Below are 22,470 nucleotides of genomic sequence, written 5' to 3' on the forward strand. Positions count from 1 at the left end.
CGGTCTGCTTCTGCTTCTGCTTCTGCTTCTGCTTCTGCTTCTGCTTCTGCTTCTGCTTCTGCTTCTGCTTCTGCTTCTGCTTCTGCTTCTGCTTCTGCTTCTGCTTCTGCTTCTGCTTCTGCTTCTGCTTCTGCTTCTGCAAGACCGTCGTCCTGAGTGGTATCGATGTCAAGAACTTCTTCATCTACACCATCGGATATTTCATCCTCTTCGAGACTTTCCTCACCTGACAATTCAGCTATCAGCGAATCCGATAGATCATCCACCTGTTCAATAGCGTCTTGTTCTTCTGACTCGAGTTCAGCGAGTAACTCGTCGGTTAGTGCATCATCAATAGATTCAGGCACATCGAGTTCTGCCTCAGAGGCTTCAAGTTCACTTTCCAACTCAGAGACCAGAGCATCAGAAATTTCATCCAACTCCGCTTGACTGGTTTCCTCTTCAGCTTCCAACTCAGCGAGTAAGTCGTCTGTGAGGTCATCACTATCGAAAGTATCGGTATCTATGGTCTCGTTTGAAGTCTCTACGGCTTCGATTGGATCTGGCGTAGACGATGTGACATCGTCATTATCATCACCAAACACGTCATCTTTGGCTTCTGCTTGAAGTTCAGAGATTAAGTCTTCTGAGATAGGATCTACAAAGTCATCAGCATTTGCCATATCTTCCACGTCAATGGACTCGAGATCATCGGCAATGGCGTCTAAATCCTGAATACCTTGAGGTGATGGCTGTGGTGAAGTGATTTCTTCTTCATCTTCGGGCCCCGCCATGTCCATCATCGCGGCCATATCGCCCATCTGTTCGATTTGCTCTATCTCACCCAGCAAATCATCAGTGATGCGATCGATATCTTGATTTTGCTGATTTATCTCATCATCAAGCTTTTCAAGCATATCTTCATTTATCAGTTCATCCTTACTGTCTAGCTCATCAGTGAGCGAGGTCTCAGGTGTATGTTCTTCCAGCAAATCATCAATACTGATCTCAGGAGTCTCTTCCTCCTCAACTGGCGGCGGAGTAACAAACTCTGGGGGCTCTTCTAAATCAACCGTACCCTCGTCATCTGGCTCATCCATGCTTCCACTGTCAAGCAGAGCATCAATATCGTCGTCGGTAACTATCTCATTTTCATCAGAATCAAACGCCTCTGCTTCGAGGATATTGTCGATGTCGCTATCGGTTGCGACCTCGTCTGAATCTTCTTGTAATACTTCAGATGCGTCTTCGAAACTATTGTCTAAATCACTCAAGACATCATCTTCACCGGATAGGTCGATACCATCTAAATCAGACTCACTGTTGTCATTGAGTACTTTGTCGGAGAGATCCTCGTCATCAAACAAACTGTCAAGTTCATTCTGGTCTAGGGCATCGGCGCCAGCCTCAAACTCATCTGATGAATCATCGTCGGGCACTAACATGTCGTCTTCGAGATCGGCAAAACTATCTAACTCTGAATCGAGAGACTCTTCGAGTTCAGAGGTAAGCACGTCATCGAGTAAATCGTCGTCGTTGAACAATTCATCATCAGAGAGATCGGGTGTGTCTAACTCGTCAGTTGGCGTCAGCGGCGAACTCAAGTCAGGAACATCGCCGTCCGGTAACGGCATATCATCAACAACATGGGCAGGCTGTGCAGCGGGTTGTGGCGTTGGCTCTGCTTTGTTACGTTTAAGCAGCCAATTGATCAATAGTCCCATGAAAAGCAGCGTAATTAGTCCAGTGCCACTTATCAGAGCGATGGGACTGCTCAATGCATTTAGAATCGAAGCTTCTTCTTCTGCAGCTCGCTGGGCCTGCTCGGCCTTAAGCATATCTAATAGTTCTTGCTGCAGTGCTACTTGTGTATCAAGCTGAGATTGAACGTCGCCTTCAACCTGATTTCTAAGGGTTTCCAGTTCACCGTTAACTGCATCTACGCGGTCGTACAATCGACGGTTTTCGTCAAGTAAGGCTTGAACGTTGTCGAGAGACGCCGCAAATTGCATACGAAGTTCATCGAACTGGCGAGTTTGTTCTTCGTCAAGCGCTGATATTTGTTCTTCGATATCCGATTGGGTTTGTGACAGGTCGTTCTGATTAACCAAGGGCGACGGCGGCTTTATATTTCTTACACTGCTGCCAGGCGCATTTTGCATAGTGGCAAAATCTCGGTCGTCTTTCTCTGCTTTAAGCTTGGCGTCCTCGGCGTCGATTCTTGCAATATAGCGCTCTGAAGGTAGACGAAGCATTTGACCTTCAACTAAGAGATTTAAATTGTCTTTCTCGAAGGCATTGGGGTTAAGTTCATAGATGCCCACCATGACTTGGTAGACAGACAGGGCATTGTTCTGACGGTAGCGGTCGGCAATACGCCACAAAGTGTCTTGTTCGTCGATGGGACCGTATTCTAAACCTGAATATTGGCTAGTGGCATCTTTCGGCCCCATTAGCACCGTTGAACGCTCTTGCGCGTCCACGAGAGAAAAGGGGCTCGCCATTAATAATGTGAGTGCAAGCAAGCCCGACAAATGCAATTTCATAGCGATCCTATATGCCCTAAGCGTCAAACCACCACGCATTTTTTGGTGGTATTGATGGTCAAGATTAACGTTCAACAAAAAATTGACGCTTGACCTTTATTTTTGTCAGGTACGCTTTTTGTTATGAATACTCATCCATATCAGTAAAAAGTAACGATAAAACGTTGATTAATAGGCATTTACCTTCAAAAGTCAACATTGTATTTACACGTACCCGCTATCCAAACTATAAACCAGTTATGCAAGGCGATCTAGTTTGTGCGCCAGATTTCGCCATTTACTTGTAGTTGTGGTTAATGACTATGCAAAAAGCACGCTAACTTGCAGAAATGGAAGTTATTTTTTAAAGATTCGACAATTCGATTTTTGCAGAAAACCTTAGAGCGACGTTTAACGGGAGTGAGTTGAGCACTCCCGACACGAATATTGCCTAGAGATAATCTCGAATAATAGTTTCGGCAATCTGAATACTATTGGTTGCCGCGCCTTTACGCACATTGTCAGACACCACCCACAGGTTTAGGCCCTGAGGATGAGAAATGTCATTTCTGACGCGTCCTACGTGGACCAAATCATTCCCGCTCGCACTGCTTACCTGAGTTGGAAATTGTTTAGCGTCCTCGTACAGCGTTACGCCGCTTGCCTCTTCCAGCAACTGTTTTACGTGTTCAGCGTCGATTGGCATGCGAGTTTCAAGATGAATAGCCTCTGCATGGCCATAAAACACTGGAACTCTGACCGCAGTGGCATTAACCAATATACTGTCGTCCCCTAGAATCTTTTGCGTCTCCCACACCATTTTCATTTCTTCTTTGGTGTAGTCATTGTCTTGGAACTCGTCAATTTGTGGAATGACATTAAAGGCAATTTGACGACTGAAAGGTTCGTGCTTGAGCTCTCTAGCGTTAAGCAAATCTGCGGTTTGTTTTGCAAGTGCTTCCATAGCCTCGCGACCGCCACCCGACACCGATTGGTAGGTAGATACGTTTATACGGTCAATACCCACTGTATCGTGAATGGGCTTAAGCGCAACAACCATTTGAATGGTGGAACAATTGGGATTAGCAATAATGTTGGTACTTCTGAAATCTGCCAATGCGTGAGGGTTAACCTCTGGTACCACAAGCGGAATTTCAGGGTTGTATCTAAACTGAGAGGTATTGTCGATAACAATACAGCCAGAATCCGCCGCTAATGGGGCAAATTTTGCCGATACGCTGCCACCCGCAGAAAAGAAGCCAAATTGAACTTCAGACCAATCGAAAGTGTCTGCATCGAGCACTTCAATATCTTCGCCCTTAAAGGTGACGGTGCTCCCAGCAGAACGACTACTTGCCAAGGGATAAAGACGATTTACAGGAAAGCCCCGCTCATCAAGTAAGTCGATAATAGTTTGTCCAACTAATCCTGTTGCGCCCAAAACGGCAACATCGAATGCTTGTGACATGGTGGATTTATCTCCGGATAATATATAAAAACGTTTTACTGTACTGTTTTACTCTACAAGGACAGTGTAAACCCTAGTGCGTTTAATTGATGACGAATTCCCATTGACGTTTTGTCATCAATCATCAAGGTGTATGCAGAACACTCCCGCCTAGTTCGATAATGCTTACGACTGTGCGCGAAAGTCTCGCCAATCGATTGATTATTTTCGGCTACTTGTTCTCGAAAGTGTTTATCGTCATCACTCACATCGTAAACAGCCAATAGCAGTGCAACTAGATCATCAGATGACAACTGCTCTGCACTGGGGTTGTTTAAATGAACTGTCATTGGCGCTGGGGTAGTCAGGAAATCACTTAACCGTTTTGACGGTGTTATCCCTGCAAATTCGCAAATCTGCTCGTACACCATTTGCGTTCCGCGGACCTTACCCTCAACAGAGTGACCTGCAATATGCGGAGAGACAAACCAGGTTGGAGCCAATGCAGCAGGATTGATGTTTGGTTCGTTGTCAAAAACGTCGAGTACCACGGTGGGCGCGTTTGCTTGACTAAGTCGCGCAAGCAACGCATTTTCATTGATGACTTCGCCGCGACATGCATTAATCAGCAGTTGATTGTCATTCAAGCCAGCAAGCGCTTTACCATCAATGAGGTTGCCTGTGGGATGATCTCCACCAGCAACAAAAGGCACATGAAGCGATACAACGTCACACTCTAAAATTTGTGACATGTTTACCAAGTCCCGAGAGTCTCCAGCATCTTGCAATGGAGGGTCGCATAATAAATGGGGAATGTTAGCCGCAGTCAACAAACCGCTGAGTGCAGTGCCCACATTTCCTGCACCGACAATGCCAACAGTAATATCTTCAATACTTAGCTTTTTTGCTTTGTGAGCAAGTAAAATTGTACTCAATACGTACTCTGCAACAGCAACTGCATTACAGCCAGCCGCAGAGTTCCAAGAAATGCCCCGCTCATCTAAGTAGGTTTTATCAATATGATTTGTTCCTGCGGTTGCAGTGGTCACAAACTTTAGTTTGTTTGCATGCTGTAGTAATGCAGGGGTAATTTTAGTGGTTGAGCGGATAGCCAGCACATCAACATCTTTGAGTGCTTCTGGCGTTAACGATTGCCAACGATAGGCTTCAACGTCCCCGAGTTCACTAAGGTATTCGCGACCAAAAGGGATAGAATCTTCAAATAGTATTTTCATGGGCGGGATTTTATCTTATTTCCCTGTATTTTATCACCTGAAATCACATCTAACCTTCCCTCATACTTTACTCCGGGCAAAAACCTCATTATAACTGGCACCAATCACCAGCAATGGCATACCTATGAAAACCGCAATTGACTACCATTCCGCATTTATGAGCTCCCCGTGGTTTGCCAGTATGCCAGAACCGCTACAACACACTCTGCTTGCCAATGCGCACATAAAACATTTAGCTGAGGGGCAAATGCTCCACGCTAAAGGCGACGAGGGTACGGGGTTTTACGGTGTGTGCGAAGGGCGAATGCGGGTAGTTAATCACTGTACCGATGGTCGAACCCTACTCCTCGCTTTGCTGGATGCAGGCACTTGGTTTGGTGAGATATCCATGTTTGATGATCAGCCACGAACCCATGATAGCTATGGTGAAAACAACACAGTTATCGCTTTTATCCCCAAAGCAAAGTTCAGGGCGCTGTTAGAATCTCACCCAGACTTTTACCCCTTCTTTACCAAGCTGCTGTGCACCCGTGTACGTAGTGCCTTTCAATTCATAAATGCACACACAGGGTTAAGTATTGAAGAGCAATTGAAAAAGCGTTTACTCATGCTAGTAACAAGCTACGGGCAACACATGTGTAAAAGCGAGTCTATCACGCTGTCACTGTCACAAGAGTCGCTAGCGCAGATGATCAACAGTAGTCGACAAACGGTAAATCAGCTACTTAAAGCCATGGAGAAAACTGGCGAGGTAAAATTGACGTACGGAAAGATTACCATTATTGAACCCAACGCGTTTTTTGGTCAGGTTCAATAACGATAATTAATTCAGCGGCACTGCGAACTAATTCGCGAATTAGCCTTGGTAACGCTGCATCACCAACGTAGCGTTAGTTCCACCAAAGCCGAAGCTGTTAGACATCACAGTGTTTAGTGTCGCTTCACGAGCTTCTGTAACAATATCTAAACCAGCCGCTGCTTCATCTAGGGTATCGATGTTAATAGACGGCGCTATGAAATTGTTTTCCATCATCAACAAGCTATAAATCGCCTCATTAACACCAGCCGCTCCTAATGCGTGACCTGTCAGTGACTTAGTCGCACTAATTGGTACACCAGACTGGCCAAAGACTTCCTGAATAGCAGCAAGTTCTTTTACGTCACCAACTGGCGTTGAAGTACCGTGGGTGTTCAAATAATCAATAGGTGCATTTACGTTTTGCATAGCCATTTGCATACAACGTACTGCCCCTTCGCCTGACGGCGCTACCATGTCAAAACCGTCTGACGTCGCTCCATAACCAACAACTTCGGCGTAGATCGTTGCGCCACGAGCAAGCGCGTGCTCGAGTTCTTCTACAACAACCATACCGCCACCACCAGAGCTTACAAAACCATCACGGTCAGCGTCGTAAGTACGTGAAGCTAAAGCTGGGTTGTCATTGTACTTAGTACTTAGCGCACCCATCGCGTCGAATTGGCTTGAAAGTGCCCAGTGGAGTTCTTCACCACCGCCTGCAAACACAACGTCTTGTTTGCCTAACTGGATAAGCTCCATAGCGTTACCAATACAGTGTGCGCTAGTTGCACAGGCTGACGCGATTGAATAGTTCACACCGCGAATTTTAAACGGTGTTGCCAAACATGCCGACACTGTCGATGCCATACAACGTGGTACCATATAGGGACCAACGCGTTTAACGCCTTTTTGACGAAGAATGTCAGCAGATGCCACTTGGTTATCAGATGATGCACCGCCCGAGCCAGCGATAATACCAGTGCGATCGTTTGAAATGTCGCTAGCTTCTAAACCAGAATCTTCAATTGCCTGTTGCATAGCAACGTAGGCATATGCCGCAGCATCGCCCATAAAACGCATAGCTTTACGGTCAATGTGCTCTTTTAAATCGATATCAATGTTGCCCCACACTTGGCTGCGTAGGCCCATTTCAGCAAATTGCTCTGAATGTGTTATTCCAGATTTACCAGATTTTAAAGATGCCAACACATCCTGCTTATTCACTCCGATACTAGACACTATGCCTAGCCCGGTTATTACTGCTCTTCTCATAGGTTCCCCTTCGCGTTGATGCGGCTATGGTAACGGTTTTGATTGTTAAAGTGGTCAGCTTTGCGCCTCAAGTGAGAAACATAGACCAGAAAAGTACCACATCATTCATTATTGTTATCAGTAACAGGTATAATACGCTGCTCGGTTACCGCTTTTCGTGACATCAATGTACCACGAAAGCCGTGACCCGCAAATTTCAGCGTACACTTGTTCACCAAAGGGTAAACCAGTTGCTGAAAAAGTGCACATATTTTGATGCTAAAACTTAGGTAGTAGTAAAAAGTGAAGTCTGAACAAGCAAAAGTACATTTTAATGACAGCGGCACACCGGTGGCCGATCATTTTGACGATGTTTATTTTTCAAATGACAGCGGTATTGATGAAACCCAACATGTATTTGTTGCCGGTAACGATTTACACGAACGCTGGGAATCATGGACACAAGCCACATTTATCATTGCAGAAACTGGCTTTGGCACGGGGCTAAACTTTCTTGTCGCTATGGCTGAATTTACCAAGTTTAAACAGCAGCACCCCAACCATCCGCTTCGCTCCTTACATTTTTTAAGTACAGAGAAGTTTCCTTTGTCTCAGCACGATATGGCTAAGGCACTAGAAGCATTTCCAGCCTTGCAAGCAGAAGCATCATGTCTTTCAGCACTTTATCCTATTAGTCTCCAAGGTTGTCATCGCTTAGAGTTTCCCACTTTTGATACACGACTAGACCTATGGTTTGGTGACGTTCATCAGCTCCTCCCCCAGTGGTCCAGCCCTGAATACGGGTTAGTTGATGCCTGGTTCCTCGATGGTTTTGCCCCCAGTAAAAACCCTGAAATGTGGACTGACGCTCTGTTTAGCGAAATGACGCGTTTATCCAAAGAAGGCACTACATTTGGTACCTTCACTGCGGCTGGTATTGTGAAGCGAGGGTTAGCTGCCGCAGGCTTTACCATTAAAAAACGCAATGGATTTGGCCGCAAGCGAGACATGCTTACAGGGACACTAGATAAGAAACCCAGCGCTCTAGTACAAGGGCCGCTTCAACGATACGCAAACAGCGCTTTGAAGCCAAACGACCACGTAGTAGTCGTGGGATCTGGGCTAGCCGCGGCTAACACAGTGCTGTCTTTAGCAAAGCGAGGGATTGACGTTACCCTATGTTATGACCAAGACGAGCTTGCAACCGGTGCCTCGGGTAACCCTCAAGGTGGTTTTTATCCTCAGTTGCACGCACAAGCCAGTATTTCTAGCCGTATTCAAGCCCACGGATTTCTTTACGCCCGCCGACAGTACGATCATATCATTGCCAATGATGGTGATTTGGCACACGACTTTTGCAGTGTTGTGCTACTTGGTTTTAATAACAACGCACAAGAACGAATAGAAAAGCTTGCCAGTCAAAACGTTTGGCCTACAGAACTTGCTTGTTTACTTGAAAGTAACGAAGTTACCGAAAAAGCTGGGATCCCTCTTCCCTTCAAAGGCCTGTTAATAGAACACGGAGGATGGTTGTCACCACCGGACTTAGTCAGGGCCACCATTGAGCTTGCCAAGTCTATTGCGAAAGTTACGGAATGCAGTGGTTATGTATATCAAGACCACATCGAAGAAGATTCGCAAGTTTCTGTAACTTTTAGCGTCAAACAGCAAAACAAAGAAACAACAATACAGGCAAGCCATTTAGTGCTTGCAACAGGTGCTCAGTCTGTATCACAACAGGCATTTGCCTCATTGCCTCTGCGTCCAGTGCGAGGCCAAGTAGAGGCCATTCCAACCCAAACACCTCTCAATCAACTTAACACTGTGTTGTGTCACAAAGGGTACTTAACCCCAACCCTAAATGGTCGACATGCCCTTGGCTCTACTTATGTTAAAAATGATATGGCCACAGACGTGCGCACTGAAGAGAGCGAGGCGAATCTTTGCACCCATGAGCTTGCCATGGCATCAGCAGCGTTTGGGAGCGCGTTAAAGCATGACGGAAAAGCAAGAGCCGCAATCAGGCTTGGTGTTCCCGATCATCAACCACTGGTGGGTAACCTACATAACTTCGACGACATCAAACCAATGTATTCAGATCTAAATCGAGGTAAGCCGCTAAGCACAACACCAATTTTGCCAAATGCTAGAGTGAGCACACTGACTTGCTTAGGTTCACGAGGGTTAACCACAGGTCCGTTGATGGCGGAAACCTTAGTTAGTGAACTCTGTCACGAGCCCTTGCCATTAGATGAAGATTTAAGCCAGGCAGTAAACCCCGCCCGCTTTATGGTGAAAGCCTGCATCCGCGGTGAATAGCAGGCTTGGAGACGTTGCAGCGTTGGAGCGCTTTCACTTGCTAGGATTTGTGTAAACTCGTGACGATAAATGCAGGTATGTATATGTTTGCACTCGACATCACCTGCTTGTTTTCTAGAGACACGATACGCGCGTTCACTCGTAGACCGCGTTCATCTTCAATAATAGTCCCGGTGACAAGGTGATCCATCGCCAATTCGCTGGCAAGATATTTAGCACTTCGCGACATCGCAAAATCGCCATAAGGTGACACGGTAATACCATTCGCTAGTTTGAAGTCGACGATAGACACACCGAAATCTTGCAGCTCAGCAATCAAATATTCTGAAAGCTGATTCCCTAACACAGTCGAGGTTGAAAGTGTTGCGTCAAAACGAACAAATGATGTAATGCCAACAAGGTCGTCCTGAGTAAGCTGGGTAGCATTTTCCATCAAATCCATGGCCAACTGAGAGGCATAATCATTCAAGCGTTTGTGGGTCTGACTAGGCGCAAAACCACTGTGTAGCGGATCGCGATAAGTTTGTTCTTGAGCCGACAAATGGGCGTGCTCTTGGTCTCGTGAATCTGGTGTGTAAACAAACCCAGACGGGTTGGCCGGATACATGGGTTCTTGCATAGGTTCTGGCTCAGGCTCTACGAAAAAGGCGCTGAATTCAGGTGACATAGCACACCCTGATAGACAGGCCATAAGCATCAATGCAGAGACAAAACCAGTGCGTTTGAAAGCCATACTTTACCCTCTGCTCAGTGAAACACCGTCGCGCTCGGTGCCTCTAGTTGAGCCGTCGCTTGGAATCAATGCATCAACCACATAGAACGGCACTAGCATTTGTGCACTGGCAACCACAGCGCGCGAGTCTATACCTAGGATCCTCGCGTTGACCAACACACCACCTTGATGTTTCGTCATCGTGCCTGTAAGTACATATTCGATAGGTAAGCTGCTGCTTAGTTCTAGGTAGTCGCGGCTCAGGACAAAATCGCCACCTTCAGTAATACGAATGTATTCTGTTGCTTTGAAGTCGATGACTGGAACTCTAAATTTATGAAGCTCGTGTACAAAAGACTCTGCCATTTGCTTACCGAGCAAATCAGTTTGCTGCAAATCGCTGTCTAGTAATGCGAAATGTGTCACGCCTACAGGCGTTCCCTCATTGACATATTCCATGTTAGCGATGAGGTCTTGCGTCATATTTTTAACATAGTCGCCAATGTGCTTGGTTAACGGACGGCCGGTGTAAGCACCTTGAACACTTGAATAGATAGGGGGCTGACCTAACGCACCAAATGCGTCCATACCTGAGGATTCATTATTTTCAGAACGTACAGGGCCTCTATCAAGAGCAGTAACGTCTACAATATTAGGTGACTGACGCGTTTCGGGACCTTGTGCCATTTGCCCGTCATCAGACACCACAGCACAACCATTTAATAACATGCCAACGCTCAAAGACATCGCCAAAAAACGCTTTTTCATTTTCTTACCTCGTACCTTCGGTTCTGTACAACATACCGTTTCGGCTTGTTACTTGTTCTTGTTCCCAAAACAAATCTATTGGAAAAAATCGGGTTGCCGCGGCCACCACTTCTTTGGTTTGAACATTAATAATTCTGGCGTTCACAATTGAACCGCCTTGTTGGTGAAGCATAGTGCCTGTGACGTAGTAATCTACTCGTTCTAGCGCCGATAATCGTTCGATGTCTCTCGTTAATACTCGATCACTGTCTTCACTAATCATTATATCGTTCGAAAGCTTAAACTCTTGAGTAACATATCCTCGTTTTGTCGCCTCAGTGATCAACCCCTGTTCCAATTGATGCCCTAACATCATCATTGGATGCTGTTCCTCACCGTTGTATTTCATGGTATCAGCTGGCACAAAACCAACTACAGCATATCGCGCACCTTGTGGAGCATTTACATTGACAAAAAGCTCATTTGCTAATAGATACGTTTCGTACTCAACATTTCCCAAAGACGATGGAGGGGGTGGTACAGACACGCTTGTGGTTGATGTTGAATCAAACGAACTACAGCCACTTATACCAACAGCAATGACGCCAGCCATTGCGATGCTTTTTGCTATTCCACGCGCACTATGTTTCGTTGGTAATTGGAAAATACCCATACACTCACCCATGTCAAAAACTTGCCTTTCATTGGAATGTGACATCCAATCGGCTTTACTTATGATGGGAGAGGCAAAAATCGTACCATAGACCGAGGTACCATTGAGTTGAGCCACAAATTTGCTGACTCAGCTTTCTTTGTTACTGACTTTTGCTATTGGGCTAATATTACGGAGTCTGCTATTGAGCCAACATTGTTAACGGCAATGTCGGCATTGCCTTGTCGTTATCAACCTAAAAGCGGCAATGCTTTGCCTGTGAGTATGTTTGTGTAGCTTACTTACGCTATCGTACTTGGTCTAATAAACGAGCCCACAATAACTGAATTTTATCAGCATCCGTCTCATCAACTTCTTTGTTGTCAAACGCGTTTTGCAAACTCGTTGTCATATCGTGGTCTAACAAATCTAAGCACGCATCTGCGCTCATTTCTAACTTGCGCGCAATAACGGCGTAGTGCCCCTGTAAGTAACTCGCAATAAAAAGATCGTCATCACTACCGTGATTAACAACGTCATCAAGCGCGGCATCAATCGCTAAAACTTGCTCAACAAATACTTCTGGTGCTAACGCTGGGGGTTGCATAATTGATTCCTTAATTGTTACTCGTTACGACTACTCTGCGTAGTAAAATACTTTGTCTCTGTAGCCTGTAATTATTGAAAACTGACCGGCTAAAAGGTTGTCTAGGCTGCTATCACCAGAATCTAATCGCAATGGACGCCCATTGAGCGATTGCAGCTTTTGTTTAGTAGCGACCACACAAAGGTTTTCTTTACCAACACGGCGAATAAATTCTGGACTAAGTTGTTGATTACCCCTTCCCAGTACGTGCCCTTGCCCACCAATCACAGTAAGTACTATTTTCACTGGATGGGTGTCACAAAGCGCTAAGAGCTGATTGGCAGTAACATCACTGGCTACCAGTTGTTGATCTTTGACAATATCCACACCAAGCAAGGTGTTATCTAGACCTAGGTGCTCCATGATAGCCCCAACCGTAGAGCCCGACCCCATGACAAAATAGGTGTCTGGCGCATCTTCCATCATTTCAGTCACCGTGGCAGCAATATCGTCGAGTACCAATGACTCGTCTTCTTTACCGCCCATTTTTACCGCTTGCACATAGGTAAGCTCGGCAGGCACTCGCATTTCACCGTAGTGCTTTGCAATCACTTTACCCTGACGAAAGGCATTCTCGTCAATGTCTCGAACTTCCGCATCCATTTCGCTGACAAGTTCGCCTTGAATCATCTGAGCAACCACTTGTCCTGCGGCAGAGGGCGTTACGCAATACACGCCTGAATGAATCTTACAACCAGCGGGCACACCCAATACAGGTACCGAATTGCCGACTACACTACAGATATTACGAGCCGTTCCATCACCACCCGCAAACAAGATGAGGTCGACGTCGTTCGCCATTAATGCCCTCGCAGCATTTTCAGAATCTTCACCTTCAGTTTGTTCTTGTGAAGGCTGATAAACCACATCGGCGGGTAAACCGAGTGAGTGACACAGGGTTTCGCCCATCTCTCCTGCGGCGGTGTAGATGTGAAAAGGCTCGTTTAACCCTTCGAGAATAGTGAGCGCTTTTGCCATTTTCTCGTTGGCTTTTTTCTCTGCGCCCATGGCCAATGCTTTTTCCCGAATGTCAGCACCATCACTACCTTTTAGCGCTAGTGCACCGCCAATACCGGCAAATGGATTAACCACAACGCCTAATTTAAAAACCTTTTTACTCATTGGCTAACTCCTCACACTGGGTAACCTCAAACGCCGGCAAGTTACCTTGAAACTCACCTTTTAGCACGTTAATAAAACGCCATGCTCGCGGAGGAAAGTTTCCCATGAGATATGCCACCAACTGAGCCTTTACAGCACCAGTAAATGCTTCCCTATCGGGTTCAGCACCGTTGAGATTATCTGTACTCACTTGAAATTTTCGCCCTGAGGCAGCAGTGAATGCCCATTCTATCGCTTGAGGTTTCACCTCAACCTTTTCAAATTCAGCTTGTTGTAACTCGTCACGTCCGTCGGGACAGTACCAGTAACCATAATCTTCTTGTAAGCGTCTTTTTGCGCCGGCAATGCACCAATGTGCTATTTCGTGAAGCGCGCTAGAAAAATAACCATGGGCAAACACAATTTGATGGTAGGGCGTTTGATCATTCGCTGGCAGATAGATGGGCTCGTCTTCGCCTAAAACAAGGCGCGTATTAAAGTCAGAAAACTCGCTATTGAATAAACGAATAAGCACCTCGACTTGAGGGTCTTTGTCCAAGCTTGACGGTGTTGCGGTCATAGGTTTTCGAAACTCGTTACAAAAAAAGCCCAATGTACTGGTCAGCATCGTCCACAAAGTGTTTTCACTAAGCCAGTGGAGTACAAAATTTCGCGGGAGTTTACCAGAATTGGCAATACGATGTAGGCCTTTTCAACTTGAAACCCAGTGGTGGTTAGTTCAAGCTATCGCCTCATGTAGTAAGTAAGAGCAGTCGATTATTGTGACTCAGCACATTGTAAAGCATATTCACAGAGTGAACGCCCAGCGTGATATGGCAAGCGCACTGGGAATATTACCAGTCATTCACTCACTGCAAAATTGGCAATGTGAACGTTTACTGGTAACCCATGAAGACCTTGCACAGCAATCTAGGTATCAAAATGCAATGCAGTTTTTCGTAGACGAACTCTACGGCCCTAAGGATTTCAGTCAACGAGATGCAGATATTGCTCGCGTGATCCCAAAGCTTGCCAGTGTACTTCCCCAGTCAGCAATGCTTGCTATGGAAGATGCCTTGGCACTCAATGCCCTCTCCTTCGAGCTAGATATGAAGATGGCACAAGCGCTCGGGGATACACCAATTACCAGGCACAGTTATGCACAAGCCTATCGCGAAGTCGGCACACAAGAGACTCGCACCAAGCAAATAGAAATCATAGAGCATTTGGGTGCTCAATTAGATGGTGTAGTTAAAATGCGAGGCATTGGAATGTTGATTTCCTTGGCCAGGCGCCCAGCAAAAATGGCAGGCTTATTAACGCTACACGAATTTTTAGAACGTGGTTTTAAAGCCTTCAAAGCGATAGGCGATGTTCACAGCTTTATCGATCCTGTACTTGCTAAAGAGCGGGAGATAATGACAATACTGTTAGACGAAAAAAGCCCGCTTCCCGATGAAAACCCATTACCCGACGTTACGGCATGAGAAGTGTAACAGCGCAAGCCGCTGAACTGCCGTGGCGATACACCGATCCCTTCATTAAATCATGGCATATCGACAGCGATGACATTGACCACTATCAACATGTCAACAATGTCGCATATGTGCGACAAGCCGAAGCCACTGCCTGGGCACACTCGAATGCTCTGGGTTTGCACTTCGACGATTATAAAAAGCTGGACAGAGGCATGGTCATTAAACGTCATGAATTAGATTACTGCCTTGCTGCCCATGAAAATGATGAGCTGCTGTGCGGCACTTGGATCACCGAATACGATGGTAGATTAAGTTTAAAAAGACAATTTCAATTTATTTGCACTCGTAGAAAGAAAACCGTTTTCGAAGCACAAACCACCTTTGTGTGTGTTAGCTTAAGCACAGGAATGCCCAAACGTATGCCTGATTTATTTAAATCAGTGTATGGTGACGCTCGACTATTTAAGGAATAACCCTGTGAACACGCGTTCGGTACTTGTGATTGCCCTCGTAATTTCTGTGTCACTTAACGTGTACTTTTGGCTTGTGTTACGCGACGCCAACATATCGAGTGCAATGAGCGAATCTACGACTAGTTCATTACCAACAGAGGTCATGTCAGAGCATGGGCCTAACGACGTCGCAACGCCCACAGTTCAAAACAATACGGCAACTGAAAACTCTCCAAGAACAAACGATACCCTTGCCAATAACGCCAGTGATAGCGAAGGGCAATATTCCCTGGATGAACTGGATAACCTTTTGAATGAAGGGAGCTATGGTGAGCTTACAGAACGACTATCAGTACTTCTTAAACAATACCCCAATGACGAAAATCTGCTGCTAATTGAGGCGAAATTGCAACTTCGCACTCGCCCCCTTCCCGATGCGTTGGTGCATTTATACGACTTACTAGAGCTATCATTGAGTTATGATGTTCATCAAAGTTTAGTCACACAAATCAACACGCGTTATGAGCAAGCAGAAAGAGAGTTCATTCGCTCCGGCAACTGGGATCTGCTCGCACAGCTATGTGAGCCTTTATTCCAACGTCTGCCTACACATCGCAGTTATATCCTGTCGCTGGCAAGAGCCTACGCTATGCAAGAAAAACTCATTTTGATGGAAGACGTTCTGGCAGCGCTTCCTCTAGATGATTACGAGGCGATGCGCATTCGCAACAAGGCTTATGCTGATAATAGCGAAGAAGTCGCTGCCAATGACAATTATCAATCAACAGAAACCACGCCATTCTTTGACGACAGCGAAGCTACTATCATCGATTTAGAGCGACGTGGAAATCAGTACCGCATCGACGTAAAGATGCTTAACAACAGAGCGCAAATGATCCTCGATACCGGGGCAAGCACCACGGCAATTACGCAAGATATGTTTGCACGTTTGGGTAGATTTAGACGACTGACATTTATTGGAAATTTTGATGTGCAAACCGCATCTGGCTCAATCAATGCTCCCATGGTTCAGATACCTGCATTCTATTTGGGGCCGTATCAATTTGAGGGAGTGTCAGCACTCGTACTTCCCAAAGAAGCTCTACCTAATGCAGATGGCCTACTTGGGATGAACATTCTAGGGCAATTTGATTTTTCTATCCGTCCAGAAGAGAGCACTTTGGTACTTCGAGAGCGTTAAAGGACGTTCTAGGCATGTACGTATCAGTCATACATCAAGAGAGAACTGGCATCTATCAAGAGAGAACAGGCAACGCTTAGAGGAAGCGGTATACGTTTTACAGCACGCATGAACACAGCGTTATTCCTTCAATTGAGCAATACGTTGAGATATCAGAGAGGAAGCAAGGGAATCTTTACCGCCGTCTGAGGTATGGATACCGAAGCCGAGCCCCATGGATGGGCCTGGCGTGCGGTAAAAAGTCCCTTACTTCCTCTCAAAATACTCTATAAAGCGATTAAAGGGTCGCGCAAAGTCTTGTACCTTGATCGATTGCGCGTTTGGCGTCGAGTTCTGCTGCTACATCAGCCCCACCAATTAAGTGGTAAGTACTATTTAGTCCATCAACAATATCGCGCATGGGTTCTTGGCCTGCACATATCACCACATTGTCTACGGGTAGCACGCGAGGCTCACCGTCAACGGTTATATGAAGTCCTTCATCGTCGATTTTGTCGTAGCTTGCGCCAGCAACCATTTTTACGCCTTTAGCGAGCAGGCCAGCGCGGTGTGCCCAGCCGGTGGTTTTACCCAAGCCTGCACCCACTTTGGTAGATTTACGCTGAATGAGCACAATGTCTCGTGGCGAAGCTTCCGGTTCTGGCGTAATACCTTCAATGCCTGAACGAGCTTCTAAGGTCATGTCGATACCCCACTCTTTCATAAACGCAGGAATATCTTGGCTTGGCGTTGCTTTACCATGAGACAAAAACTCCGCCGTATCAAAACCGATGCCACCAGCACCAATAATAGCCACAGACTTTCCTACGGGCTTTTTGTGTTTGAGAACATCAAGATAACTGAGTACTTTTTCGTGCTCGATCCCCTCAATCGCTGGGGTGCGAGGTTTTATGCCTGTAGCAACAATCACGTCATCAAACCCTTCGTCGTTAAGCGCGGACGCATCAACATGAGTATTAAGCTTAAGGGTGATATTGTTGTGGAGTTCGATTTGGCGACCAAAGTAACGTAAAGTTTCGTAGAACTCCTCTTTACCCGGTACTTGTTTAGCTACATTAAACTGCCCACCAATTTCACTGGCAGCATCGTAAATAACTACGTCGTGGCCCCGCTGTGCACAGGTGACTGCAGCGGCTAAACCTGCAGGTCCGGCCCCCACTACGCCAATGCGTTTTTTGGTTTCAGCGGGAGTAACATTTAACTCAAGTTCGTGACAAGCGCGAGGATTGACCAAGCAGCTTGTGAGCTTGCCGTTGAACACGTGATCCAAACACGCCTGATTACAACCAATACAGGTATTTATCTCGTCACTGCGGTTTTGTTGGGCCTTGCGCACAAAGTCTGCGTCGGCCAAAAACGGACGGGCCATAGAGACCATATCTGCATCACCTCGACCCAAGACCTCTTCGGCCACCTCTGGCGTGTTAATTCGGTTTGAGGTAATGACAGGAATAGACAAGGCGTCACGGAACTTAGCGGTTACCCACGTAAAAGCTGCGCGAGGTACTTTAGTGGCTATGGTCGGAATTCGAGCCTCATGCCAGCCGATACCCGTATTGATGATGGTCGCACCGGCTTTTTCTATCGCTTGACCTAGCTGTACCACTTCTTCGTAATTTGAGCCGCCCTCAACCAAATCCAACATGGACAAACGGTAAATGATAATAAAGTTAGTGCCCACTGCCTCACGGACACGACGCACTACCTCAATAGGTAGACGAATCCGACTTTCGTACTCACCACCCCAGTCGTCGTCACGGTGGTTAGTCCGTTTAGCAATGAACTGGTTGAGGAAGTAGCCTTCAGAACCCATGATTTCCACACCATCGTACCCAGCACGCTGAGCCTGCAGCGAGGTATCGATAAAGTCTTGGATTTGTTGCTCAATCTCGTCCTCTTCCAATGCCTTGGGCTTAAAAGGATTGATAGGTGCTTGAACTGCCGAAGGCGCAACCAATTTAGGGCTGTATGCATAGCGGCCGGTATGTAAAATCTGCATACAGATTTTTCCACCAGCAATATGCACCGCGTCAGTGACTTCTTTGTGGTTTCGGATTGCTTCGTCGGTATTTAACCTGTGTGTATTGGGGTGGGTAGAACCCTCTTCATTTGGGCCAATACCACCGGTGACGATAAGTGCAACACCACCGCGTGCGCGTTCTGCGTAAAACGCCGCCATGTGCTTGTGGCCTTTGGGCATTTCTTCTAGCCCAGTATGCATCGACCCCATCAATACACGGTTTTTCAACTGAGTAAAACCAAGGTCGAGTGGTCTGAATAAATGCGGGTATACGGGATGATCAGTAACGGTCTGGTTCATGATGTATCCTAAATTGTGCCTGTTAATCTTTCATCTTGTGAATACCGCCATGGAGCGGCGGATATTCAGGAATGGATTTCGTTTTCTGTGCGTGCATAGCGGTTTGAATATCTTCCATTTGGAACATACCGGCTTGCCATGTGGCCATGTAGGTCAGACTCTCTGACACCGTATGCTCAGCAGCGTAATTGAGCATGGTTTTGGTACCAGAAACTGCCATAGGAGAATTCATTGCTATTTGTTGTGCCACTTTCATTACGCCATCTATCAGCGCATCGTGGTCTGAGAATACTTGATTGATAAAGCCAAAAGATTGGGCTTCTTGGGCACCAAAATTACGCCCGGTGTAGGCCAATTCTTTGGCTATGCCGATGGGAATAAGTTTAGGTAAACGTTGTAGCGTTCCTACATCTGCGGTCATGCCTATTTGAGTTTCTTTAATGGTAAAAAATGCATCTTCTGTGCTGTAACGCATATCGCAGGCACACAGTAAATCCACCGCACCACCAATAGCGCCCCCTTGCACCGCGCCAATCACAGGCATACGAGCTTGTTCGATAGCGGTGAAGGTGTCTTGCAATAGCATCACTAATCGACGCATGCGCTCTGCTCGCCGGGCAGGATCTCCTGTAAAGTCCTTTGCCATATTGGTAAATACTGACAAATCCATACCCGCGGAAAAATGCTTCCCGGTCGAAGAGATAACAATCACTCTTGCGATACCTTCATCGTCAATTGTACGTACCGCATCGGGCAGTTCAGTCCAAAAGGCTGGAATCATACTATTCATGGCGTCTGGCCGATTGAGCACAATATGTGCAATGTGACCCCGCTGAGAAACCTCAAGGGTGGTGTACTGCTTTTCTTCTAAGATCCTTTGTGCGTCCATATCGACCTCTGTTAACATTTTTGCAAACTAGACAGCGTCAAGATAAAAGGCAATGTTGACACTGTCAAGATAAAACGTAATCTATTAGGCAAAGTAGTAATACGTTATTCACGGCTCTTATGACAAACACCGCTCAAAACTATCATCACGGCGATTTGCGCTCTGCTTTACTAAAAGCAGCCACTGACCGCATTGCAATGCACGGCATTGATAGTTTGTCATTAAGAAAGTTAGCAGAAGATGCGGGAGTTTCACGTACCGCACCCTATCATCACTTTAAAGATAAAAGCGCATTACTCAGCGCCATTGCAGCCCAAGGTTTCTGTCAGTGGCATACCACAGCAAAGCGGATTTTCGACCAAACCCACGTACCAGCAAAAGATCGCTTTAGACAATTCGTTCATGAGTACATCGGCTATGCGGCGGATAACCCTGAAATGTATGAACTTATGTTCGGTCGCACCATATGGCAACAAGACGCCGCAACAGACGACTTAAAATCAGTAGCCTACCCTTGCTTTCAATTTCAAGTCACCATGACCCGTTACTGGCAAGAACAAGGCTTACTGCCAGACAATCAAGAAGCATTAAGACTTTCTCAAGTCACTTGGGGGACCTTACACGGCATAGCAAGATTGTTAATCGACGGAATTTATGCAGACCGCAGCCATATTGACGACATGTGCGACTGTGCGGCGGATTTGTTTATGCGTGACACTGACTAGTCAATCGATATTTACCCTAGGGGGAATAACAGGAGAATGTTGTATTCCCTGTTCAACAAATCTCTCATCTGTCAGGCTGTGCAAAAAGGCAATAAGATCTATTCTTTCTTCATTAGTGAGCGTAAAACCTCCCATGAACGGACTTTTTATGGGGCTATTCACTCCATCCGCCAAACCGCCGGCCTCGTAAAAAGCGATGACTTCTTCAAGGGTGGATAAAGAGCCATCGTGCATATATGGCGCCGTCAGAGCAATATTCCTCAGTGTTGGTGCTCTAAACCTCCCCATATCAGCAGACTCTTGGGAAATCTGCGCCAGTCCAATATCTGAAGAGGGATAGCTTCCCTTACCGTCAATGTTGTAAAGCCCTGTATTGTGAAATGGACGCAAGTCCAATTGCTGATTGACATGCTGGCTAGACTGGGTGAAGTTAAATCCACCGTGACAGTGAAAACATTCTAAACGTTCCGAGAAGAATAACTCCATTCCGCGCAATTCGGACGCTGTTAACGCATTGTCGTCTTGGCGATAAGCGTAATCATCAAAACGAGAATTAAACGACGTCAAGCTCCGCACGTAACTCGCAAGGGCATTAACGATACGTTCCCATGTTATGGCATCATCACCGAAAGCCGCATCAAAGAGGTCGTGGTAATCGTCGGTTTCAAATCGGGCCAGTATCTTCTGCTCGTTGCCAGTAACGCCCATTTCCACTGGATGCTCATTGAACAGCGGTATCAACAATTGTTGTTCGATGGTCCCCAGACCATCGTGAGCCCAAGTCAAATGACCGTTATACGCCACATTAACAAGGGCAAGGGCATTTCTACGACCTTGCTGCCCTGTTGAACCTGACGAAGTTTGTCTAGGTTCACTGAACGCATGTTCAGGAATATGGCAGGTAGAGCAACTCATGGCCCCATTGCCCGAGAGTGCAGGTTCAAAGAATAAGGCTTTGCCTAACCCAACTTTGGCATAGCTCATGGGGTTGTCTTGAGGAACATGGGGCACGGGGAAGCCAGCAGGAATATTCCAAATATAGGGGTCGGGTGCTTGGCGACAGCTTGTCATCAACCCTAAAGCCAATAAAAAGAGAGGTATTAGTCTGTACCTAATCACTGGGCAACTGACCTTGTGATTGACGAAAGATGGGTCTACTCAACCAATTTTGACTCAATTGGTCGCAACTACTTTCTTGTGCAGAATGAAACATGCAACTCGTTTGTGAGTTCAATTGAACACCCGACAGCAAACTATCCATATCAAAAACAAACTCGTTTAAGCTTGTATCGAGTGAAACTTCAACGGAAAAGCGATTGGGTGTTTTACACGGCTGAGAAGGTGCTCGAAGGCTCGATGCACTTTTGCACCCTAAGCTTCCAAGGTGATAAGACCAAGCTTTGTTCTCACCTTTATTTTGAGACATGAGATCTAACCGAAAGAACTTGTGACCTGCTTGCCATGTCCAAAACATGTCAGGAACATTGAGTGGAGATTCTTGAGTCACTGGATTTAAATGATTCACTGAAAAAGGTACGCCGAGCTCAAAGCGCACTGCAGATGCTTTCCTCCAATCTTCATGGGAAATCACCAACGCTAACTCTTTATTTTGTGGTGTTTGCCGATCACAACGGGTGTTAAACCACAGCAGTCCAGTCCCATTTGATTGCCATTGGTTTGTCTTTAACTCGATGGCCCTCCAATGACCTGTGGATCTGCTTTTTATCTCCACAGATGAAATAAAGAATGCAAGCTTATCTATTGCCCAGGAACTATCAGAAAGCGTTAACGCGTAGTCGCAGCCAATTAGGTCACCATTAGCATAGGGATGCACTCTTAACGAAAAAAATTGAGTAGAATCGTCGTTCACCGATGCAGGCGAGCACCCAGAAAGCGTGACGATAATGAGGAAAGCCAGAAAACTTGACACTCCTAGTAGACCTTTTTTTCGCCAGCTATTCATCCTACCTTCATTTCTTGTTAGGTTAACCC

General features: G+C 46.2%; 20 protein-coding genes. 6 read left to right on the top strand and 14 right to left on the bottom strand.

Going from position 1 to position 22,470, the window contains the following annotated elements; all coding sequences use genetic code 11:
- The 3 genes from EYS00_RS18185 to EYS00_RS18195 form a co-directional block, all read right to left on the bottom strand.
- Window positions 1–2,525 (bottom strand): FimV/HubP family polar landmark protein (locus tag EYS00_RS18185; protein ID WP_278044816.1); only part of this gene is annotated, 2,525 nt, incomplete at its 3' end.
- A gap of 430 nt (window positions 2,526–2,955) precedes the next feature.
- Complete coding sequence (locus tag EYS00_RS18190) at window positions 2,956–3,972, bottom strand: aspartate-semialdehyde dehydrogenase (protein ID WP_130639218.1); 1,017 nt, start codon at window positions 3,970–3,972, stop codon at window positions 2,956–2,958.
- 53 nt (window positions 3,973–4,025) lie between these two features.
- The gene (locus EYS00_RS18195) at window positions 4,026–5,186 is read right to left on the bottom strand and encodes a 4-phosphoerythronate dehydrogenase (protein WP_130639220.1); all 1,161 of its coding nucleotides are present in this window, start codon (window positions 5,184–5,186) and stop codon (window positions 4,026–4,028) included.
- A 124-nt stretch (window positions 5,187–5,310) separates the two neighbouring features.
- Here EYS00_RS18195 and EYS00_RS18200 point away from each other — a divergent pair, with 124 nt between their 5' ends.
- The gene (locus tag EYS00_RS18200) at window positions 5,311–6,003 is read left to right on the top strand and encodes a Crp/Fnr family transcriptional regulator (protein WP_242618826.1); all 693 of its coding nucleotides are present in this window, start codon (window positions 5,311–5,313) and stop codon (window positions 6,001–6,003) included.
- A 39-nt stretch (window positions 6,004–6,042) separates the two neighbouring features.
- Here the strand turns inward: EYS00_RS18200 and fabB are convergent, their stop codons facing one another.
- Window positions 6,043–7,257 (bottom strand): beta-ketoacyl-ACP synthase I, encoded by a 1,215-nt coding sequence (gene fabB, locus EYS00_RS18205; RefSeq protein WP_130639222.1) that lies wholly within the window; start codon window positions 7,255–7,257, stop codon window positions 6,043–6,045.
- 282 nt (window positions 7,258–7,539) lie between these two features.
- Between fabB and mnmC the strand changes: the two genes are divergently transcribed.
- Window positions 7,540–9,555 (top strand): bifunctional tRNA (5-methylaminomethyl-2-thiouridine)(34)-methyltransferase MnmD/FAD-dependent 5-carboxymethylaminomethyl-2-thiouridine(34) oxidoreductase MnmC, encoded by a 2,016-nt coding sequence (gene mnmC, locus EYS00_RS18210; RefSeq protein WP_130639224.1) that lies wholly within the window; start codon window positions 7,540–7,542, stop codon window positions 9,553–9,555.
- 40 nt (window positions 9,556–9,595) lie between these two features.
- Here the strand turns inward: mnmC and EYS00_RS18215 are convergent, their stop codons facing one another.
- The 6 genes from EYS00_RS18215 to EYS00_RS18240 all read right to left on the bottom strand — a co-directional run bounded on the left by EYS00_RS18215 (window position 9,596) and on the right by EYS00_RS18240 (window position 13,993).
- Complete coding sequence (locus tag EYS00_RS18215; RefSeq protein WP_165399424.1) at window positions 9,596–10,288, bottom strand: FlgO family outer membrane protein; 693 nt, start codon at window positions 10,286–10,288, stop codon at window positions 9,596–9,598.
- 3 nt (window positions 10,289–10,291) lie between these two features.
- Window positions 10,292–11,035, bottom strand: coding sequence for a FlgO family outer membrane protein (locus tag EYS00_RS18220; protein WP_130639226.1), 744 nt, complete (start codon window positions 11,033–11,035; stop codon window positions 10,292–10,294).
- 4 nt (window positions 11,036–11,039) lie between these two features.
- On the bottom strand, window positions 11,040–11,804 hold the full coding sequence (locus EYS00_RS18225) for a FlgO family outer membrane protein (RefSeq protein ID WP_242618827.1): 765 nt from the start codon (window positions 11,802–11,804) through the stop codon (window positions 11,040–11,042).
- Window positions 11,805–11,973: 169 nt separating this feature from the next.
- Window positions 11,974–12,273, bottom strand: coding sequence for a YfcL family protein (locus tag EYS00_RS18230; protein WP_130639228.1), 300 nt, complete (start codon window positions 12,271–12,273; stop codon window positions 11,974–11,976).
- Between the two features lie 30 nt (window positions 12,274–12,303).
- The gene (locus tag EYS00_RS18235) at window positions 12,304–13,434 is read right to left on the bottom strand and encodes an ATP-NAD kinase family protein (RefSeq protein ID WP_130639230.1); all 1,131 of its coding nucleotides are present in this window, start codon (window positions 13,432–13,434) and stop codon (window positions 12,304–12,306) included.
- A complete protein-coding gene (locus EYS00_RS18240) occupies window positions 13,427–13,993 on the bottom strand; it encodes an elongation factor P hydroxylase (protein WP_165399425.1) in 567 nt (188 codons plus the stop codon). The genes EYS00_RS18235 and EYS00_RS18240 overlap by 8 nt, the downstream gene beginning before the upstream one ends.
- Before the next feature lie 202 nt (window positions 13,994–14,195).
- On the opposite strand from EYS00_RS18240, the gene EYS00_RS18245 reads away from it, so the two are divergent.
- From EYS00_RS18245 to EYS00_RS18255, 3 genes are read left to right on the top strand one after another with little or no spacing between them, the layout of a single operon-like run.
- Window positions 14,196–14,900, top strand: coding sequence for a hypothetical protein (locus EYS00_RS18245; RefSeq protein ID WP_130639234.1), 705 nt, complete (start codon window positions 14,196–14,198; stop codon window positions 14,898–14,900).
- Window positions 14,897–15,364 carry a thioesterase family protein gene (locus tag EYS00_RS18250; RefSeq protein WP_130639236.1) on the top strand — a complete coding sequence of 156 codons (468 nt, stop codon included), beginning with the start codon at window positions 14,897–14,899 and terminating at the stop codon, window positions 15,362–15,364. The genes EYS00_RS18245 and EYS00_RS18250 overlap by 4 nt, the downstream gene beginning before the upstream one ends.
- A 4-nt stretch (window positions 15,365–15,368) precedes the next feature.
- Complete coding sequence (locus EYS00_RS18255) at window positions 15,369–16,544, top strand: TIGR02281 family clan AA aspartic protease (RefSeq protein WP_165399426.1); 1,176 nt, start codon at window positions 15,369–15,371, stop codon at window positions 16,542–16,544.
- Between the two features lie 277 nt (window positions 16,545–16,821).
- On the opposite strand, the gene EYS00_RS18260 is transcribed toward EYS00_RS18255, so the two are convergent.
- Window positions 16,822–18,864, bottom strand: coding sequence for an NADPH-dependent 2,4-dienoyl-CoA reductase (locus EYS00_RS18260; protein WP_130639240.1), 2,043 nt, complete (start codon window positions 18,862–18,864; stop codon window positions 16,822–16,824).
- A gap of 22 nt (window positions 18,865–18,886) precedes the next feature.
- A complete protein-coding gene (locus tag EYS00_RS18265; RefSeq protein WP_130639242.1) occupies window positions 18,887–19,753 on the bottom strand; it encodes a crotonase/enoyl-CoA hydratase family protein in 867 nt (288 codons plus the stop codon).
- A 119-nt stretch (window positions 19,754–19,872) separates the two neighbouring features.
- Here EYS00_RS18265 and EYS00_RS18270 point away from each other — a divergent pair, with 119 nt between their 5' ends.
- The gene (locus EYS00_RS18270; RefSeq protein WP_130639244.1) at window positions 19,873–20,478 is read left to right on the top strand and encodes a TetR/AcrR family transcriptional regulator; all 606 of its coding nucleotides are present in this window, start codon (window positions 19,873–19,875) and stop codon (window positions 20,476–20,478) included.
- Here the strand turns inward: EYS00_RS18270 and EYS00_RS18275 are convergent, their stop codons facing one another.
- Together EYS00_RS18275 and EYS00_RS18280 are read right to left on the bottom strand one after the other, a co-directional pair.
- Window positions 20,479–21,549 carry an MbnH family di-heme enzyme gene (locus tag EYS00_RS18275; protein ID WP_130639393.1) on the bottom strand — a complete coding sequence of 357 codons (1,071 nt, stop codon included), beginning with the start codon at window positions 21,547–21,549 and terminating at the stop codon, window positions 20,479–20,481.
- A gap of 40 nt (window positions 21,550–21,589) precedes the next feature.
- On the bottom strand, window positions 21,590–22,441 hold the full coding sequence (locus EYS00_RS18280) for an MbnP family copper-binding protein (protein ID WP_130639246.1): 852 nt from the start codon (window positions 22,439–22,441) through the stop codon (window positions 21,590–21,592).
- Between the last annotated feature and the right edge of the window lie 29 nt (window positions 22,442–22,470).

The organism is Alteromonas sp. KUL49 (assembly GCF_006538345.1).
Classification (GTDB): Bacteria; Pseudomonadota; Gammaproteobacteria; order Enterobacterales; family Alteromonadaceae; genus Alteromonas.

Bases quoted from the DNA above. Each gene is read 5' to 3' on its own strand.
- EYS00_RS18275 (WP_130639393.1), bottom strand. From the start codon at position 21,549: ATGACAAGCTGTCGCCAAGCACCCGACCCCTATATTTGGAATATTCCT.
- fabB (WP_130639222.1), bottom strand. From the start codon at position 7,257: ATGAGAAGAGCAGTAATAACCGGGCTAGGCATAGTGTCTAGTATCGGA.
- EYS00_RS18235 (WP_130639230.1), bottom strand. From the start codon at position 13,434: ATGAGTAAAAAGGTTTTTAAATTAGGCGTTGTGGTTAATCCATTTGCC.
- EYS00_RS18250 (WP_130639236.1), top strand. From the start codon at position 14,897: ATGAGAAGTGTAACAGCGCAAGCCGCTGAACTGCCGTGGCGATACACC.
- EYS00_RS18270 (WP_130639244.1), top strand. From the start codon at position 19,873: ATGACAAACACCGCTCAAAACTATCATCACGGCGATTTGCGCTCTGCT.
- EYS00_RS18190 (WP_130639218.1), bottom strand. From the start codon at position 3,972: ATGTCACAAGCATTCGATGTTGCCGTTTTGGGCGCAACAGGATTAGTT.
- EYS00_RS18230 (WP_130639228.1), bottom strand. From the start codon at position 12,273: ATGCAACCCCCAGCGTTAGCACCAGAAGTATTTGTTGAGCAAGTTTTA.
- EYS00_RS18200 (WP_242618826.1), top strand. From the start codon at position 5,311: ATGAAAACCGCAATTGACTACCATTCCGCATTTATGAGCTCCCCGTGG.
- EYS00_RS18195 (WP_130639220.1), bottom strand. From the start codon at position 5,186: ATGAAAATACTATTTGAAGATTCTATCCCTTTTGGTCGCGAATACCTT.
- EYS00_RS18260 (WP_130639240.1), bottom strand. From the start codon at position 18,864: ATGAACCAGACCGTTACTGATCATCCCGTATACCCGCATTTATTCAGA.
- EYS00_RS18280 (WP_130639246.1), bottom strand. From the start codon at position 22,441: ATGAATAGCTGGCGAAAAAAAGGTCTACTAGGAGTGTCAAGTTTTCTG.
- EYS00_RS18265 (WP_130639242.1), bottom strand. From the start codon at position 19,753: ATGGACGCACAAAGGATCTTAGAAGAAAAGCAGTACACCACCCTTGAG.
- EYS00_RS18240 (WP_165399425.1), bottom strand. From the start codon at position 13,993: ATGACCGCAACACCGTCAAGCTTGGACAAAGACCCTCAAGTCGAGGTG.
- EYS00_RS18220 (WP_130639226.1), bottom strand. From the start codon at position 11,035: ATGAAAAAGCGTTTTTTGGCGATGTCTTTGAGCGTTGGCATGTTATTA.
- EYS00_RS18215 (WP_165399424.1), bottom strand. From the start codon at position 10,288: ATGGCTTTCAAACGCACTGGTTTTGTCTCTGCATTGATGCTTATGGCC.